The sequence below is a fragment of the Acetatifactor aquisgranensis genome, from assembly GCF_943193215.1.
GTDB lineage: Bacteria > Bacillota > Clostridia > Lachnospirales > Lachnospiraceae > Acetatifactor > Acetatifactor aquisgranensis.
The window spans coordinates 136983-152851 of record NZ_CALPDH010000005.1 but is presented as its reverse complement, the minus strand read 5'-3'; the positions used below and the strand labels follow the sequence as shown (position 1 = coordinate 152851).

The 15869-nt window shown below is 55.2% G+C and carries 14 protein-coding genes; 4 read left to right on the top strand and 10 right to left on the bottom strand.

Features of this window, described 5'->3' with window-relative positions; all coding sequences use genetic code 11:
• Positions 1 to 4: 4 nt before the first annotated feature.
• The 3 genes from NFS35_RS06330 to NFS35_RS06320 all read right to left on the bottom strand — a co-directional run bounded on the left by NFS35_RS06330 (position 5) and on the right by NFS35_RS06320 (position 3811).
• Positions 5 to 1777, bottom strand: a complete 1773-nt coding sequence (locus NFS35_RS06330; protein ID WP_251206291.1) for an extracellular solute-binding protein — start codon at positions 1775 to 1777, stop codon at positions 5 to 7.
• A gap of 139 nt (positions 1778 to 1916) precedes the next feature.
• Positions 1917 to 2858 carry a carbohydrate ABC transporter permease gene (locus NFS35_RS06325; RefSeq protein WP_330640056.1) on the bottom strand — a complete coding sequence of 314 codons (942 nt, stop codon included), beginning with the start codon at positions 2856 to 2858 and terminating at the stop codon, positions 1917 to 1919.
• Positions 2859 to 2875: 17 nt separating this feature from the next.
• Positions 2876 to 3811: an ABC transporter permease gene (locus tag NFS35_RS06320; RefSeq protein ID WP_251206290.1), complete on the bottom strand. Its 936-nt coding sequence runs from the start codon at positions 3809 to 3811 to the stop codon at positions 2876 to 2878.
• Positions 3812 to 4321: 510 nt separating this feature from the next.
• Here NFS35_RS06320 and NFS35_RS06315 point away from each other — a divergent pair.
• Positions 4322 to 5074, top strand: a complete 753-nt coding sequence (locus NFS35_RS06315) for an AraC family transcriptional regulator (protein ID WP_251206289.1) — start codon at positions 4322 to 4324, stop codon at positions 5072 to 5074.
• Between the two features lie 410 nt (positions 5075 to 5484).
• Positions 5485 to 6453 carry a calcium/sodium antiporter gene (locus NFS35_RS06310; RefSeq protein WP_251206288.1) on the top strand — a complete coding sequence of 323 codons (969 nt, stop codon included), beginning with the start codon at positions 5485 to 5487 and terminating at the stop codon, positions 6451 to 6453.
• A gap of 239 nt (positions 6454 to 6692) precedes the next feature.
• Here the strand turns inward: NFS35_RS06310 and NFS35_RS06305 are convergent, their stop codons facing one another.
• Complete coding sequence (locus tag NFS35_RS06305) at positions 6693 to 8024, bottom strand: MFS transporter (protein ID WP_251206287.1); 1332 nt, start codon at positions 8022 to 8024, stop codon at positions 6693 to 6695.
• A 153-nt stretch (positions 8025 to 8177) separates the two neighbouring features.
• On the bottom strand, positions 8178 to 9995 hold the full coding sequence (locus tag NFS35_RS06300) for a M3 family oligoendopeptidase (protein ID WP_251206286.1): 1818 nt from the start codon (positions 9993 to 9995) through the stop codon (positions 8178 to 8180).
• 373 nt (positions 9996 to 10368) lie between these two features.
• On the opposite strand from NFS35_RS06300, the gene NFS35_RS06295 reads away from it, so the two are divergent.
• Both NFS35_RS06295 and NFS35_RS06290 read left to right on the top strand, forming a co-directional pair.
• On the top strand, positions 10369 to 10833 hold the full coding sequence (locus tag NFS35_RS06295) for an RNA polymerase sigma factor (RefSeq protein ID WP_251206285.1): 465 nt from the start codon (positions 10369 to 10371) through the stop codon (positions 10831 to 10833).
• 167 nt (positions 10834 to 11000) lie between these two features.
• Positions 11001 to 11837 carry a zf-HC2 domain-containing protein gene (locus NFS35_RS06290; protein WP_251206284.1) on the top strand — a complete coding sequence of 279 codons (837 nt, stop codon included), beginning with the start codon at positions 11001 to 11003 and terminating at the stop codon, positions 11835 to 11837.
• Positions 11838 to 11980: 143 nt separating this feature from the next.
• Here the strand turns inward: NFS35_RS06290 and greA are convergent, their stop codons facing one another.
• The 5 genes from greA to NFS35_RS06265 form a co-directional block, all read right to left on the bottom strand.
• Positions 11981 to 12463 carry a transcription elongation factor GreA gene (gene greA, locus NFS35_RS06285; protein WP_251206283.1) on the bottom strand — a complete coding sequence of 161 codons (483 nt, stop codon included), beginning with the start codon at positions 12461 to 12463 and terminating at the stop codon, positions 11981 to 11983.
• Positions 12464 to 12583: 120 nt separating this feature from the next.
• Complete coding sequence (locus NFS35_RS06280) at positions 12584 to 13570, bottom strand: hypothetical protein (protein ID WP_251206282.1); 987 nt, start codon at positions 13568 to 13570, stop codon at positions 12584 to 12586.
• An 18-nt stretch (positions 13571 to 13588) separates the two neighbouring features.
• Complete coding sequence (dusB, locus tag NFS35_RS06275) at positions 13589 to 14554, bottom strand: tRNA dihydrouridine synthase DusB (RefSeq protein ID WP_251206281.1); 966 nt, start codon at positions 14552 to 14554, stop codon at positions 13589 to 13591.
• A 63-nt stretch (positions 14555 to 14617) separates the two neighbouring features.
• Positions 14618 to 15397 (bottom strand): type III pantothenate kinase, encoded by a 780-nt coding sequence (locus NFS35_RS06270; protein ID WP_251206280.1) that lies wholly within the window; start codon positions 15395 to 15397, stop codon positions 14618 to 14620.
• 55 nt (positions 15398 to 15452) lie between these two features.
• Positions 15453 to 15800, bottom strand: a complete 348-nt coding sequence (locus tag NFS35_RS06265; RefSeq protein WP_251206279.1) for a DUF6145 family protein — start codon at positions 15798 to 15800, stop codon at positions 15453 to 15455.
• Positions 15801 to 15869: the final 69 nt, after the last annotated feature.

Below are 15869 nucleotides of genomic sequence, written 5' to 3'. Positions count from 1 at the left end.
ATCCTTACTGAACCACAGACAGATATCTGTCATATGCGCCCTGCTCGATTGCCATCAGGTCAGCCAGCCTCATCTGCTCCACTGTGCTGACATAATTGTCCCAGTCGGCATCTACATCCAATTCGCCGGTGAAGAACTGTGCCTTGGTGGTGCTCAGGTAGTTGTTTATATCGTTGTACAAGGTCAGCCTTGCGTCCGCTTCCTCGGTGGTATAAGCGATGCGCGGATACATATCGATGAATTCGATGCCATCCTGACGGTTCGCATAGGCTGTCAAAGCTGCCCATCCGTAGGTCTCGATGACGCTGTCCTTCAGCAGAGTATCCACAGGAACGTCGAACAGAGCGCCCCTTACGGCCGTCACTTCATACAGGTTGAATGTGCCATTGAACACTGCTCCCTTATAGCGGAACTCCTCGTCGGAAGCATACCCCTCCGGGCAACGCATCTGAGGATTCTCAAAGTCCAGGTCTTCGTCATGTACGAAATCGAATGTCACGCCTTCATATCCCCTGTTGGAAGCCAGCTTTCCTTCCTCGGTATAGAAGTAATCCAGGAACTTCACTGCCTCTTCCGGATACTCGGTATCTGCACCTATTGCAATCTTGATGCCGTTTTCCACCGCGCTGGACATAGGAGCTGTCTTCTCGCTGTGGAACTCGGAGGTCAGACCGGCTACGCCGACCCAGTTGGCATCATACTCGATGCCCTTATTGGCCATGACGAAAGGAGCGGAACCGCAGCCCATCATGCCGTATGCATCTGCCTGCGCTTTGTTGGTGACCTCATCGGAAGTGAGGGTGTAAGCCTCCTGCTCTATCAGCCCCTCTGAGAACAGCTTATTCATGTATCTCAGGTACTCCTTGTATGTATCCGAGGTATTGACCAGATATACCTTACCGTTGTCGTCCGCCTCCCAAAGCAGACCAGGGCTTCCCACGCCGCCCATATTGATGCCGAAGCCGTTCATGATTGCGTTCTCCACCGCCTCATAGCCCGCTCCATAGAGCATGGGAACCTCGTCATTCGGGTCGCCGTTGCCGTTAGCATCCTGTTCCTTGAAAGCCTTCAGCATATCGTACAGTTCATCGAGAGTGGCGGGGACCTGCAGGTTTAGATTCTCCAGCCAGTTCCTGTTGATATAGGTCCTGGACAGACGGTCTGTCAGGTCGACTCTGACACCGGCCAGTCCATAGATGCTGCCGTCCGATGCGGTGACGAACGCTTCCAGATCCGGAAACTCCTCAAAAGTCTTCTGCATGTTGGGCATCAGGTCGATATAGTCTTTCAGGTTCAGGAAATATCCATCTGCTCCCCACTTGTTCACATCGCCGATACCGCCCACATCCCAAATCAAATCCGGCACTCTGTCGTCCGCGATGACCAGGGTACGCTGTGTCGCCCAATCGGTCTGATAAAACTCACAATCCAGGCGGATGCCCAGACGGCTGGCATACTCTTCGACTACAGCCAGGTTCTTCCAGTCCTCCAATCCGGAAGGCTGAGGGCCTACCAGCTTTAACGTAATCTCCTCCTCGGAGATGCGGCCATATGCCGAAGCCGCGCTGCTGTCGCTTCCGCCGCTCTCTTCGCCGCTTTCCCCTTCAGCGCCGCTGTCGCTTTCTTCTCCCGCATCGCTGCTCTCTTCCGCTTTGCTTTCCTCCGCGGGAGCGCTGGAAGACTCTTTGCCACCGTCACTGCCGCCGCATGCTGCCAGGCCGCAGGTCATTGCCGCTGCCATCAGAATCGCAAGCAGCTTTTTAGAACATTTTCTCATTCTTTATACCTCCCTAGTATAATATTTATAATATACATATCCCGGAATGCCTTTCCTCCCCGACGCATTTCACTGCGGAATCCATTGATTCCATCGATATGCAATTATCCTTGTGTCGCATGTGTCTCCTGACTGGCCCTCAACCCTTGACGGAACCAATCATGACGCCTTTCTCGAAATACTTCTGCAGGAACGGGTATATCAGCAGCATGGGTGCCGTGGAAATCACGATAATGCCATACTTCAGCATGTTCGCCGTGTCCGCCTGCTTGATCAGGGCCATCATCTCCTCCACCGAGAATGTCTTGCCCTCTGCCATGGCCGTCTGGGCGAAAGTGCTCTTGGTCAGAATCTCCCGCAGGAACAGCTGCAGGGGATATTTGCCTCTGTCTTTCAGGTAGATCATCTCCGTGAAGTAGGAATTCCAGCGTCCCACACCGTAATACAGCGCCATGACCACGGTGATGGCCTTGGAAAGCGGGAAGACAATCTTGTTGAAAATCTGGAAGTCGTCGCACCCGTCTATGATGGCCGCCTCCTGGATTTCCATGGGAATCGAGGTCATGAAGAACGTGCGGCAGACAATCAGGTTGTAGGTGGAGACCAGACCATTGATCAGTATCACAGTCCTTGTATCCAGCAGCCCCAGCTGCTTCACGTTCAGGTAGCCCGGAATCAGGCCGCCGCTGAAGTACATGGTAATCATGAAGAACACCATCAGGAACTGCCTGCCCTTTAAATCCCTTCTGGACATGGCGTAGGCACAGGGCAGTGTCGCTGCCAGATTGAGGACAGTCCCCACGATGGTATAGAAAAACGTATTCGCGTAGCCGCTCCATATCTCCGTGTACTGCATCAGGTATTTATATCCGTCCAGAGACGGCTCCACCGGCCAGAGGATCATACGGCCGCCAGCCACTGCCTTGGGGTTGCTGAAAGACGCGCTGATTACGAATATCAGAGGATACAGCATCACTATCAGCAGCAGAATCAGCACCACATACATGACGATGACAAAAGTTCTGTCCCCTATGCTAGTATCTCTTTTTACTTTTATGCTACCTCTTTGACTCTTCATCATTCTATGTACTCCTTTCCTCAGAACAGGCTGGTCTGGGTCGCCCGGTTAGATATGGTGTTGGCGATGATCAGGATAATCGAGTTGACGACAGAGTTGAACAATCCTGCCGCCGTACCAAAGGCGAAATCCGACTGCTCCAGGCCTACCTTGTACACATAGGTGGAAATGACCTCCGATGCGCTGACATTCGTGGCATTCTGCAGCAGATACACTTTCTCATAGCCAACGCCCAGGAGGGACCCGCAGTTCAATATCAGGAGCACGATGATAGTGGGGACCAGCACGGGCATATTGATGTACCAAATCTTCTGGAGCCTGGAAGCGCCGTCCATCTCCGCGGCCTCAATCAGGGACTTGTCCACACCGGAAAGGGTGGCGAAGTAGATGATGCTGCCCCAGCCCATCTCCTGCCATACGCCGCTGAGCACATAGACCCATTTGAACAGACCCGGCTCCTGTAGGAAAGCCACCGGCTCTCCCCCCGCCATGGTGATGAATTTATTGATGATGCCCGAGGAGGGGCTCACGAACAATGTCACCATACCGCACAGGACCACCACAGATATGAAGTGAGGCGCATAGGATATGGTCTGGAATGTCTTCCTGAACCGGTCGTTCTTTACTTCGTTCAGCAAAAGCGCCAGAATGATGGGAATCGGGAATCCCAGTATCAGCGACAGGATGCTCAGCGTCAGAGTGTTCTTCAGGATGACCGGGAACCAGTAGGAAGTGAACAGGCGCGTAAAGTTGTCGAATCCCACCCACGGGCTGCCCATGATTCCTTTCCGCATGCTGAAGTTCTTGAACGCGATCAGGATGCCGTACATGGGCTTGTACGCGAACAGGATGAAATAAATCACTGCAGGCGCGCACATCACATACAACCGCCAGTTCCTCATTACGCTTTTCTTCTTGGGTGCCGCTTCTCGTTCTCTTCGCTTTGTCTGTGCCATGTTCCCTCCATGTTTCCCAGAGACAGAGGCTATGCCTGGGGATATTGGCCCCATGTTGCCTGCTCTGTGTACGTAATATTATTTTACTTTATAGCATTTTATCAGAAATAACGCACTTCACAAAAATAAGCTGCTCAAATACTATGATATCTTGCAAAAAAGAATAGTATATTTCGTCGAAATATACAATTATTATAATTGCCTTTTAGGTATTCATTATTGCCATTTTAATGGATTGTCCACAGAAAAAGTTTTCAGACAAGGGAAACTCGTGTTTTCTCTGCAAAAAACTTCTGATTTGCGTTATCTTGGAAAAGAAATTTGACTTAGTCCATCAGAAATAGTATAATGAAGAAAAGATATTTATACAACAAGAGCGATGCTATAGATACAATAGAGGTGAAAGATGCCGAAAAACAATCCTGCCTATAGTGCCGACCGCGCTCTAGGCTTTGAATTTTACCCCCCCGGGCAGCCGAATTTCCATTTCAGCTGCTGGATGCCGACTATGTGAGGGATGTCCGCAGCCATAGCCCGCAGCGGGGCAGCGCGCCGGCCATATCCTTTCTCTATACTGTCTCCGGGACAGGGCAAATCCGTCAGGACTGCGATCCCCTGCAGCTTCCCCCTCAGAGCTGTTGCCTGGTTCAGGCCGGGGCATGCAGCGACTGCGGCTCCCTGTCTCCAGATGAACCCTGGAGCTATTATTATGTCCGGTTTACCGGCATCGGGGTGCAGCTTTATGCGCCATATCTTCTGGACAGGCTCTGCTGCCTCTATCCCGGAAAGCCGAAGAGGCTGATGGAAATCCTCCGTATATTACAGAAAAGCGATTCTCTCTCCCCGCTCCTGGCCTGCTCCAGAAATTCCCTGCTGATCACGGAGCTGTTAGACATGCTGCTGGAAAGCCGGTACAAGCCCGCCCCCGCGGGTCAGCCGGAGGATCCGGATATCCTGGCCCCTGCCTATGAGTATATCCGCAAGAACTATGCCAGCCCATTGACCGTGGAGGATCTGGCCAGGGAGTGCTGCCTGTCCAAGTATTATTTCCTGCGCCAGTTCAAGAATGCCTGCGGGGAATCTCCCTATCAGTATCTGACCAGGCACCGGATCGACGCGGCCAAGCTTCTTTTAGCGGATACGGAGCTGCCCGTGAACGCCATCTCCGCCAAGGTGGGGTATGCGCATTATGGGAATTTTCTGGTGCATTTCAAGAAATTGGAGGACATGACTCCGGCGGAGTATCGCAGGAGCAAGCAGTAAGCCGGATGACATCCCTCAAAGCATCTTGCCGGGAGCCGCAAGTATCGTCAGGGCGCTCCGGGGCAAAAGCGCCACCATCTGCTCCCGCAGCAGGGTGTCCTGCGCCGAGGAATCCTACGGTGGATTGAATTGGCAGGAAAATGAAATTGAGTATTGACAGCCACCCTGTCCTGTGCTACACTATCCAGAACGATGGAAATACCTATATGAGGGAGTAGTCAGCGCGATTCGCGTGGCAAGTCAACAAACGCGGCCTTATAGGTCTGGCTTGTCTTAAATAACGAGACTCATACATAGCTGTGGAAACGGTGGGATTGCCCTGCCAGAAGTTTTCGCCGCTATGCATGGGTCTTTTCTTCGTAAGGAAAAGCAGGCGCTGTTTTAAAAAACGAAAGAAAGGGGTAGGAAAAATGGAATTGGCAACGGTAATCTTCTTGTTTCTCGTAGGCATCGTATTCATCATAAAGGGCGGGGACTTCTTCGTGGACGCCGCCTCCTGGATGGCGGAGGTCAGCGGCATCCCCAAGCTGATTGTGGGCGCCACAATCGTCAGCCTGGCCACCACCCTGCCGGAGATGCTGGTCTCCGTCATGGCTGCGGCAAAGGGCAGCGTGGACATGGCCATCGGCAATGCCGTGGGCAGCGTCACCGCCAACATCGGGCTGATTATGGCCATATCAGTGATCTGTATCCCCAGCGTCATCAGGCGGGCGGATTATCTCATGAAGTCGATTCTCATGCTGGCCGCCGCCATCCTGATTGTAGTGTGCGGCGCATCCGGCCAGCTGGGCATCCCCATAGCTGTGGTCATGATTGCCATCTTCTGCATCTTCCTGTGTGAGAACGTGAGCTCCGCGAAGCGCTCCATGAAAGCCGGCGCAGACGCGGCGGGACGCAGGAAAATCGAAGGGAAAAAGGAAGTGGCCGTGAACGTGGTGAGGTTCATGGTGGGCGCCATCGGCATCGTATGGGGGGCGGACCTGCTGGTGGACAATGGCAGCGCCCTGGCCGCCATGGTAGGTGTGCCGGAGCGGGTCATCGGCGTGACTATCATCGCTGTGGGAACCTCCCTGCCGGAACTGGTCACCACCATCACCGCCATCATCAAGAAGCAGTCCTCCCTCTCTGTGGGCAATATCCTGGGGGCCAATATCATCGACCTGACTTTGATTCTGCCCCTGTGCTCCCTGGTGTCCGGGAAAGCCCTTCCCATCGCGGCCACCTCCGCAAGGTATGACCTTCCCGCCTGTCTTTTGGTAGGCTGCATCGCCCTGATCCCCGCCATGGTCTTCCTGAAGTTCCAGAAGTGGCAGGGCATCCTGCTACTGTGTGTGTACGCGGGGTATCTGTACCTGACATGCTCTGCCGTGGCGGCCTAGGAGCCGTGGCAGCGTAAAATCATCAAAAAATCCCGCCCCGGCAGTTCTATCCCATGTCGCCCAGGCGGGATTTCTTTCTATGATTCTCACATGTACTCTGATATCATATTTGCCGAGTGAGCGGAAAAGCAAGCGGGCCGAAATATGCCTGTCGCTCTTCACATCATCGGAATCACGGCCAACTATCTCTGCAATCTACCCGTCCGTAAATCCTGGATTAGTATAGCTTACCGGATATGTCAATCCATCCTCGCATTCATCTGCGCCGCCTGCTCCGCCAGCCTCTCCTTGGTCAGCGGGTACGCGCCGAAGAGCAGGGCCCCGGCCACGCACATGACGGCGGGCACGGCGATGGTGCAGACAATCAGGGCCGTGCGCACCTGGGGCGGCTGGGACCGGGCCTCCCCCTGGAAACCTGCCGCCTCCAGGATGTAGCCCGGGATGGCGCCGCCCACCCCCATGCCGCACTTGGTGATGAAGCCGGACAGTGCCGCAATGGCCGCATCCGCCCGGTAGCCCAGCTTCAGCTCCACGTAGTCTGTGTTGTCCGCCTGGATGCCATAGGTCAGGGGCATGCACAGTCCGTCCGCGAACCCGGCGATGGCCATGGCCACAAGCAGAATCGGGATGCTGGTGACGTCGATCAGGCGCAGCAGCGGCGCCGTGCCGATCAGGGTCAGGCTCAGCATATAGGCTTTCTTTCGCCCAATCTTTCGAATCAAAGCGCCTACCAGCAGCGTAGCCGGCAGCAGCGCGCACAGCTGCACCACGCTCACCACGCTCAACAGCTTCAGGTTCCCAATCACATAGGTGAAGAAATAGGCCAGGGTGGTGTTCATCACGTATTTCCCAATCATGTAGATCAGGGCAGCCAAAAAGGTGATTGCCACCGGCTTCTGACCCAGAATGCGGAACAGATCCTTTATCCTATAGCTGTCCTTCCCCGGCCGGGCCTGCACCCGCTCCTTTAGCCCCAGCGCGCCCAGGATGGAGCAGCCCGCGATCACCGCCGTGGCGATCAATATCAAGGTGATATAGCCCTCCTTCTCGGACACATTGCCGATGATCACAGGGGCGCTTAAGTTCACCAGAAAGGAGCCCAGGGTATAGACGAAGCCCTTCTGGGCGCTCAGGGCGCTGCGCTCCTCCATGTCTGTGGTCATCACCGGCAGCATGCTGTTCAGGGAGATGTCCATCACCGGGAACAGCACTCCAATCAGCAGATAGGTCACATAGGCGATGGCCAGCTTCCCGGAAGTGGCCATCAGGGGCGCGAACCAGATCAGCAGGAAGTTCAGGGAACACAGCACCGTTCCCACAATCAGGGTGGGCCGGAAATGCCCGTATTTCGTGGTGGGCAGCCGGTCGATGAAAAATCCCATAAAGGGATCCTTCAGGGCGTCCATCACCCGGGCGATCAAAAACAGGGTGGCACAGGCCGCCGGATTCAGGCCGATTACATTAGTGTAGAAAATCAGAAGATAAGACCCCAGTATGGTCTGTATCGGGATATTTCCCAGGTTCGTCAGCCCGAAGCTGATTTTTTCTTTCATCGTGACTTTGTCGCTCATTTGTCTCCCTTCTCTGGAGGAACCTCCCCCGTCTGCCCTCTGGTCTCCCACCGGAAACCTGCAATGCCGTCGAACCCCTGCCCCTGGGCAGGAGATTCCGCGGCTCTTCCGTCACAGCTGTCCCGGGCCGGCCGCTGTCCCGTCAGGCCACTGTCAGCCTTCCGGCCCGGCCAGTTTCCTCTCCATCCAGTCCGCCAGCCTGATCATGGTCTCCTCCTCAAAAGGGCTGCCCAGTCCCGCGCTCTCCACCAGGTCAGGGAAGTCCATGGTGCCGCTCTCCCTGCACAGGCGCAGATAGCTCTCCCAGCTGGCCGCCTTATCCTCCTGCATCCAGCGGTAGTACCCCAGAGCGCAGATTTCCGCCAGGGCATAGTCGATGGCATAGAAGGGCCAGTGGTAGATATGGGGGATGCGCTGCCAGCCCCGGCCCTCCCGCAGGTTCACATTGCCGTCATAATCCTTGTCCGGGAAGTATTCCCTGTCCAGTCTGGCCCAGAGCCTATTGCACTCTGCCGCCGTCATGTCAGGACTCTCATAGACCAGCTGCTGGAACTCGTCCTGCAGGCACTGGTTGATGATCAGCCGTACCGCGTCCTCCAGATGCATGGCCCGGTAATCCCCGGCCCGTTCCCCAAAGAACAGCTCCATATAGGGCATGGCGAAGAACTCCATGGCCATGGCATGGGTCTCCGCCATCTCCGAGGTGTTCCGGCAGTGCTCCCTGATCTCCTCATCCCGCTTCAGATACCCCTGAAAAGCATGGCCCCCCTCATGGCACATGATGTAGGCATTCTCAATGGTGCCGTCAAAATTGGCGAAGATGAAAGGGGCTCTGTATTTCTCAAATATAGTCATATAGCCGCCGTCCCGTTTCCCCTCCCGGATTTCCACGTCCGCCAGACCGTTGTCCAACAGAAAAGCGATGAATTCCGCCGTCTCCGGCGACATTTCGGTGTACATCCTGCGGGTGGCCTCCAGGCAGGCTGCGGTGCTGCCGGGCCGGGCTCCTCTCTTTGCTCCGGCGCTGTCCGCTTTCCTCCCGGCCTGCGTCTCATCGGCCCCGTCATCTGGCGCTGTTTCCCAGGCCCTATCGGCGCCAGGTCCGCTGGCCGATGCAGACTCCACGCACACAGGCACAGGATTCCCCTGGGGGAAATGCACCCCGGAATCATATATGCAGAGATGCTCCAGGCCCAGCCGGTCTCTGCGGCGCTCCTCCAGTTTCCGGGACAGGGGCACCAGATATTTCTTCACCAGCTCCCGGAACGCCGCCACCTCCTTCGGCCCATAGCCGATGCGCATCATGCGGAAATAGCTTAACTCCACATAATCGGAAAAGCCCATGGCTTTGGCCTGTCTGCGCCGGTTGTCCAGCAGCTTGTCGAAAATTTCCTCCAGCTCCTGCCTCTGGGCCTCCCAGGAATCGGCGATGGCCAGGGAGACCCTCCGCCTCACGTCCCTGTCAGGGGACTGGGCGAGAGGCGTCATGAGGTTCCGCTTGCGTTTCTCTCCCTCCCACTCCACCGTCCCGTTGGACGTCAGCTGGTTGTACCTGGCAAGGAGCTTATTCTCCTCCTGGGCCAGCTCAATCAGGCGGCTGTCGAACCCGCTCTGCCCGGCCTCCATGACGGCGAATACATAAGGCCCCAGAAGCTTCTCCAACTCCTTTCGATAGGGCGAATCCAGAATCAGCCGGTCTAACTGATTAGACAGGTCGTTCAGCTTCGGCCCTATTTCATCGTAGTAATCCTGCTCTGCCGCGTAAAAGGCATCGTTCACGTCCATATCGTGCCGGACATAGCACAGATCCATGGCCGTCATGTCCGCTGTCAGCTCATAGCGTTTCTTCAGGACTGCCATGCATGCCTCTGCGCCTGCCGCCTTCCGAAGCTCCTCCATCAGCGGCCTGTAGCGGCCTTCCAGCTCCTCATAGCTCACCCTCTCATAGGGCATTTCCTTAAAATGTATCATCACGACCTCCATTTTCTCCAACCGTCCACCGAACCCGGCTTGTTTTCCACGGCAGCGTCCAAACCCAACGGTACTTTTGCGCAGAACTTTTCTGATATGAAAAGAAAGGCCTTTCCGCCCCTTTTCCAGAAATGTCCCCAGTCTCCCTACATTATACATAAATGTGGTACATTTTCAATAGCATATCTAAGTTTTTCGGATACCCTGTCCTCGTCAGGGCAGAAAGGCTCCGGAAAACTTGCAATTTTTCCTTCTTGCCCATAAAATGTCTGTAACGAACCGGCTCCAAAACGGATATATAAAGTGAGCGCGCAAAAAAAGCTATGCTTGGCAGTTCCCGGGAAACTGCTGCAAGCCGGAAAGGAGGCGAGGCATGGAAGAGCTTTACCGACAATATTCACAGATTGTATTCCATTTTCTGTACAAAAGATGCAATGACCCCGCCCTTGCGGAGGATCTGATGCAGGAGGCCTTCCTGAAGGCCCTGGAGCGCCTGGACAGCTACGACCACAGCTGCAAGCTCTCCACCTGGCTGTGCCAGATTGCCAAACACCTGCTCTACCAGCACTGGGACAAAAGCCGCCGGGTACAGCTGGAAGAGCTGGACGAGTCCATGCAGTCCCGCCAGGATACGGAGCAGACAGCCATGGCAAAAGTGGAGCTGGCGGATGTGTGGGACAGACTGCAGGCCCTGTCCCCCGATGCCAGGAAGACCGTGGAGCTGCGGGTGCTGGGAGACCTTTCCTTCCGGGAGATCGGGGATTTGCTGGGAAAGACCGAGAACTGGGCCCGGGTCACATTCTACCGGGCGAAGCTGACCCTGATCCAGGATTCCTGAAGCCTGCTGCCGCAAAGCCCGCTGAGGAAGCGTATCGCTCCTGTGGCATATGCCGGAACGTTATTATCTGCGCGTACAGTCACGCCACGAATCCACTGCCTGAAAAAAACAAACACGCCCGCCGGACATTCCAGGGCACAGTCCGAGCGGAGACAAAGGAGGCTAATATGAAAAACAAAGATTGTGATATCGTAAATGACCTGATACCATCCTATGTGGACGGAATATGCTCCGATGCCACGAAAGAATATGTGGAAGGACATACGCAGAAGTGCGAAAGCTGCCGCCAGATGCTGGAAACCTACAAGGATAATGTGCTCTCCGGCGAAAAGCTGGAGCAGCGGGGAATGGACGGATTGAAGAAAATAAGGACAAAGATGAAGTATCAGAACCTTGTGTGCTATCTGGTGCTGGTGTTTTTGGTCTACTGCGGCGTCCAGGTGTTCTTTGCCAACCATACGAACTATATCATATTCGGCAATACTACGCTGCTGTTGGTCATCTGCATCCTGGCGAACCTTCTGGCCTCTTTCGGCTATAAGGCCAGGAACAGGCCAGGCAAAATCCAGTATCTGCTGGGGGCTGCCTCCCTTGTGCTGGATGTGTACTTCGTCTTTGTGTTCATTTATGCCGCCTCCAGCATCACCTCGGGCGCTGAAAGGCTGTTCGGGCGAGAGCTGATGAACACAGGCCCTTTCCTGGAGCGGCAGCTCATCGCAGCCTTTGCGGCCCAGCTGGTGTTCTTCGGCTGTAATCTGTGGGCCGTCATCAAGCAGGATAAGAACTGCGGCTGGCTGCTGAACCTGAACATGACGGGCATCTTCCTCATGATCAATTATGATTTGTGGATGAAACGTATGGATTCCATTGAGACCTTGCTGCCTGCCATCTTCAAGAGCACCTTCGCCCCCCTTGCCGCCGGCGTCCTGGGGATTGCCGCCAGCCTCGTCCTCGCCAGAATCCTTCGGAAAAAGGATGCCGGCCTCATGGCGGATGGACAATAGGCATGCCATCGGTTCCTGATGCTGCCGTGAGCCCTCTGGCTCCGGCAGGCAAAAAGCTTGGCGGAAACCGCTGAATCCAAAAACAGGGCCGCTGCTTTGGCAGATCATCTGCCTTTGCAGCGGCCCTTATCCCAGCCTTTTCTCTATCTGCTCCTCTGAATCTCCAGCACCTTGTAGGTGAACGTGCCAGCGGCGGTCTCCACCTCCACGTTGTCCCCCACCCTGCAGCCGATCAGCGCCTTGCCCACGGGGCTTTCGTTGGAAATCTTACCCTTTAAGCTGTCCGCCTCGGTGGAGCCCACGATTTTGTACTCCAGCTCCTCGCTGTACTCGATGTCCAAGAGCTTCACCACGCAGCCGATGTTGATTTTGTCCAGGTCTACCTCGTCCTCTACCACCACCTCGGCGTTCTTCAGAATCTTCTCCAGCTCCTCGATCCTGGCCTCGATGTCCCGCTGCTCATCCTTGGCGGCATCGTACTCGGCGTTCTCGGACAAGTCGCCCTGCTCCCTGGCCTCCTTGATTTTCTGGGCCACTTCCTGGCGCTTCACTACTTTCAGCTCATGTAATTCATCCTCATATTTTCTGAGCCCCTCGTAGGTCAGAATATTTTTCTTCTCCTGCATTTTACTTACATCCTTCCTGCTCTATTCTTTCAATTTTTTCGGATTTCCAGCTTTTCCGTCTTCATCTATTTCTGCTATCTTGCAAATCCTACCATAGTATACCTTCGTTTTTGGGCAGTGTCAAGGCAATCTGGGACAGTTACATCGTTTTTGTGCGCTTTTCCATATCTCTTTCATGGAAAAATATGTGATTTTCTTTCCCCTGGCCATGATTCTGCGCCTTTTTTCCTCCACAGAGAGCATATCCAGCCAGATACTCCCCTCCGGCACTGCCGACACCGCCATGTAGGCCTCTCCCGTGAAATCCACGATATTCACGGCCTCCTTGCAGAAAAAACGCAGGCGCTTCAGGGCCGCGGCGTCCTCCAGAAGCTGCAGTTCCACAGCCAGTCCATATTCCGTATAGAAATCCTCCACAAAGGCAGCCAGCTCTTCGTCATACTCTGCCTCCGTCAGAATCCACCGCAGGCTTTTCATCCTCCGGGCACAGGCTTCTATCACGGGCAGGACACCGTCCGCCCTTCCAAGTATGATGAAATGCGGCCAAATGGCCTTTGGAAACAGCTGTTCCACCCAAAACTGCTGCCGATAGCCGGAAAATTCCTCTATCGGAAAATACTTTCTCCAGAGCACTTCTTCCATGACCGCTTTCCTTACGCTGTCTTCATACACGCAATAGCAGTCCCGCCAGCCGTCTGCAAGTTCTTCCAATTCGGAGGCCAGCTTCCGGATCGCCGCTTCTGTTTCTGCCAGCAGCCGCTCCCTCTCGGCGAGCCGCCGGGCCTCTTCCTGCTCCATTTTACGTCTGTATGCCCGCTCCCTGCGCTGCTGCTCCCTTTTCTCCCGATTCTGCTGAAATGTCCTCCACGGATGACACAGAACAGCCCCCAGCCTGTATGGGTTTCCGTCCGGTCCGTGCCTCTGCCTTTCTGTCCCCAAAGACGGACGGCCCTCCTCCGGGGCATCCCCATCCGCGCTTTCCGTTTTCCTGATTCCGGCGTCCACGTCCAGCCCTATCCGTATCAGCAGATAGGTCTTCAGCCCCACAGGCTCGATTTCCGGCTCCCGCAGGCCCTTTTTTCTATAAAAAAATAAAATGGTGTCCATGCCACAATATATGCGGCATCACTGAAAAATAGACTCCACGCCCCTGGTCAGTTCCGCAAAAGATTCCATGGAATTGATAGTCTGGCGGAACCTGGCAGAATGGGGCATCCCTGTGGTATACCAGGCCAGATGCTTTCTCATCTCCCGCACCGCGGTGTACTCTCCCTTAATCTGCAGCTGGAAATCCGCATGCTCCAGAATCATCCGCTTCTTCTCCTGCCCATCCGGCGGCGGGGGCACCGTCCCGGTCTCCAGGAAACTCACCGTATCCCGGAAAATCCACGGATTCCCCTGAGCCGCCCTGCCGATCATGACACCGTCGCAGCCGGTGGAATCCAGCATGGCCCCGGCCCTCTCCGGGCTGTCCACATCCCCGTTGCCGATGACGGGAATCTTCACCGCCTGCTTTACCTGCCTGATGATATCCCAGTCCGCCCGACCGCTGTAGTACTGCTCCCTGGTGCGCCCGTGCACCGCAATGGCCGCCACGCCGCAGCTCTCCGCGATTCTGGCAATCTCCACCGCATTGCAGTTCGCCTCGTCAAAGCCTTTCCGAATCTTCACCGTAACAGGCTTGTCCACGGCCTTCACCAGCGCCGACAGGATCTCCTCCACCAGCTTCGGCTCCTTCATCAGAGCCGAGCCCTCCCCATTGTTCACCACCTTTGGCACCGGACAGCCCATGTTGAAGTCCAAAATGGAAAAGGGGCGCTCCTCGATGCGCTTTGCCATATCCGCCAAAATCTCCGGATCCGAGCCGAAGAGCTGCAGAGAGGCCGGGACTTCCTCCGGATGGATTTCCAGAAGCTCCTCCGTATTTTTGTTGTTATAAAAAATAGCCTTGGCGCTGACCATCTCCATGCACACCAGCCCTGCTCCCATCCTGCGGCACAGCAGGCGGAAGGGCAGGTCCGTCACCCCTGCCATGGGGGCCAGTATCACGTTATTGTCCAGCGTCACATCGCCGATTGTAAGCTTTCCCATTGTTTTGTCCTCTGCTGCGCCTGCCGTTCGATGCTGAGAATGCCAGGCTCTCACCGCCCGCAATCAGATGGCGGGCTTTTTGTTTTTTTCATACAGGATGCGCAGGCCCTCCATGGTCAGATGGCTGTCATAGATATCGATGGCGTCCGTCTCCTGGGCTATCAGCCTGCCCAAGCCTCCGGTAGCCACTACTTTCAGCTTCCTGATGCCGCTCTCTTCCTTTACTTTCCTGACAATATACTCCGTCTGTCCTATCTGGCCGTACACCAGCCCTGCCTGCATGCTGCTGATGGTCTCCTGGGCAAGGATAGTCTTTGGCTTGCGGATCTCAATCTTGGGCAGCTTGGCCGCCTGAGTCCAGAGCGCCTCCGAGCTGATGCCCATCCCCGGCGCCGTAATGCCCGCGGCGAACTCCCCTTTCTCCGTAATCAGGTCATATGTGGTGGCCGTTCCAAAGTCCAGGACCAATACGGGTCCGCCGTACTTTTCATAGGCGGCCACCGCGTCCACGACGCGGTCCGCTCCTATAGCCCTGGGATCCTCCGTAATGATGCGGATGCCTGTCTTCATGCCGGGCCCCACGCTCATGGGCCTGGTCTTCGTATAGCGCACCAGCGCTCCCATCAGGGCGTGCATCACATCCGGCACCACGCTGGCTACAATGGCCCCCTCCAGGCTCTCGGCTTCTATCCCCCGGTTCAGCAGTATCTGCGTAATCAGAACGCCGTATTCGTCCGAGGTCCTGGGCATCTTGGTCATGATGCGGAAAGTGGCCCGCAGCTCCTCTTTCTCGTACACCCCCAGCACCATATTCGTATTTCCTACATCTATCACTAAAATCATATATCGCTTCCTCTTAGGAACTGCCGAAAAACAACTGCTGCAACTTCTTTAAAGCTTACTCATCCAGATATCCTGACACGTCCTCTTTCAGGACAAATACCTTGTAATAGAGCCGCAAGGCTTCAAACAGCTCCTGCCTGTTCCTGCGCACTTCAGACACCATCAGCCCGCTGCTGACCTCGTCATAGGTAATGTCGTCTTCATCGGCATTGGTCTCGAGCACGATGCTCCCGTCCTCCTCAAAGGCTATGACGAACACGCCGCCTACCTCCTCCGTGAACAGCACGCACAGTATATGCAGCTCATCCCTGATAGATTCCGGAATGCCTTTGAACTGCTCGTTAAAATAGTATTTCTGCTCATAAGCGTTGGCACCGCATAGCACCGTATTCTTACTCTCCATCCGCCTTTCCTTTCTCCGGAACTCCTGATTCCTATTTTCCGCGGCCTATCGTATCGCTGCCGGATTTCC